We start from the raw sequence: 1,788 nt of genomic DNA, 5'->3' as shown, positions 1-1,788 counted from the left end.
AGCCGTAGCGGTAACGCTGCTGCTGGGGTCGAGTTTTGCCCCAGTGAGTTCCGCGCAGGAGATAAATCCGTTGTCAGAATTAAGGACAACTGGGCAGAATTGGATAGCTCAGAATAGTAGCAGTTCAGAGGGCGATCGGTTGTTGCAAGAAGGAGTGCAACTATTTCAACAAGGCACAGCAGAATCGATACGAGAAGCCCTGCAAAAGTTGGAAGCCGCACGCCAAGCATATCGCGCTGCAGGGAATGCAGCAGGTGAAGCAGCCGCCCTGCTAGGAATGGGCAGCATTTTCAACTTACTTGGAGACAAGCAAACGGCGCTTGACTACTTCAACCAATCTTTGCCCCTGACACGGCAAGTGGGGGATAAGGCAATCGAAGCGGTTACCCTCAACAATATTGGCGCGGTTTACGACGCCCTGGGAGACAAGCAAACGGCGCTTGACTACTACAACCAATCTTTGCCCCTGTATCGGCAAGTGGGGGAGAAGAAAGGGGAAGCCGTTACCCTCTCCAATATTGGCCGGGTTTACTTCGCCCTGGGAGAGTGGCAAACAGCCCTCGACTACTTCGAGCGATCCTTGCCCCTGTTCCAGCAAGTGGGAGATAAGGCACAGGAAGCCACTACCCTTAATAATATTGGTATGGTTTACGACGTCCTGGGAGACAAGCAAACGGCGCTTGACTACTTGAACCAATCCTTGCCCCTGTTCCAGCAAGTGGGGGATAAGGCTGGCGTTGCCACTACCCTCTCCAATATTGGGCGGGTTTACTCCGCCCTGGGAGACAAGCAAACGGCGCTTGACTACTACAACCAATCCTTGCCCCTGTCTCGGCAAGTGGGGGATAAGGCAATCGAAGCCGTTACCCTCACCTCTATTGGCTTAGTTTACTCCGCCCTGGGAGAGTGGCAAACAGCCCTCGACTACTACGATCGATCTTTGCCCCTGAGAAAGCAAGTGGGGGATAAGGCAGGAGAAGCGATTACCCTCAATAATATTGGCCTGGTTTACGACGCTCTCGGAGACAAGCAAACGGCGCTTGACTACTTGAACCAATCCTTGCCCCTGTCACGGCAAGTGGGGGATAAGCGGCAGGAAGCGAGAACCCTTAACAATATTGGCGGAGTTTACTCTGACTTGGGAGAAAAGCAAACGGCGCTTGACTACTACAACCAATCCTTGCCCCTGTCACGGCAAGTGGGGGATAAGGCAGGCGTTGCGCTTACCCTCAACAATATTGGAGCACTTTACTCTGCCCTGGGAGACAAGCAAACGGCGCTTGACTACTACAACCAATCCTTGCCCCTGTCACGGCAAGTGGGGGATAAGGCACAGGAAGCCGTTACCCTCAACAATATTGGCCGGGTTTACGACGCCCTGGGAGACAAGCAAACCGCCCTTGACTACTACAACCAATCCTTGCCCCTGAGACGGGAAGTGGGAGATAAGACAGGGGAAGTGGCTACTCTCAACAATCTCGCTTGGACAAAACGCAGCCAAGGCAATCTCACGGAAGCACTGACGGACATGGAAGCGGCCATTGCCATTATCGAAGACCTCCGCACCAAAATCGATAGCGAACAACTGCGCCAGTCCTACTTTGCTCAAAACCAGGGTGAGTATGAATTCTACATCGACTTGCTGATGCAGTTGCACCAGCAAAATCCCGATAAAGGCTATGACAAACAAGCCCTCAGTGCCAGCGAACGCGCCCGCGCTCGCACGTTGTTAGAAATTCTCGCCGAAGCCAATGCCGATATCCGCACTGGCGTAGACCCGGAATTACG

Annotated in this window: 1 protein-coding gene; it reads left to right on the top strand. The window is 53.3% G+C overall.

What is annotated here, in order from left to right; all coding sequences use genetic code 11:
- Positions 1 to 154: 154 nt before the first annotated feature.
- Positions 155 to 1,788: tetratricopeptide repeat protein (locus tag AC0QH1_RS29900; RefSeq protein WP_442957392.1), on the top strand; the 1,634-nt coding region annotated here is incomplete at its 3' end.

Source organism: Phormidium sp. CCY1219 (assembly GCF_055795085.1).
This window is presented reverse-complemented; position numbering and strand designations above follow the sequence as displayed.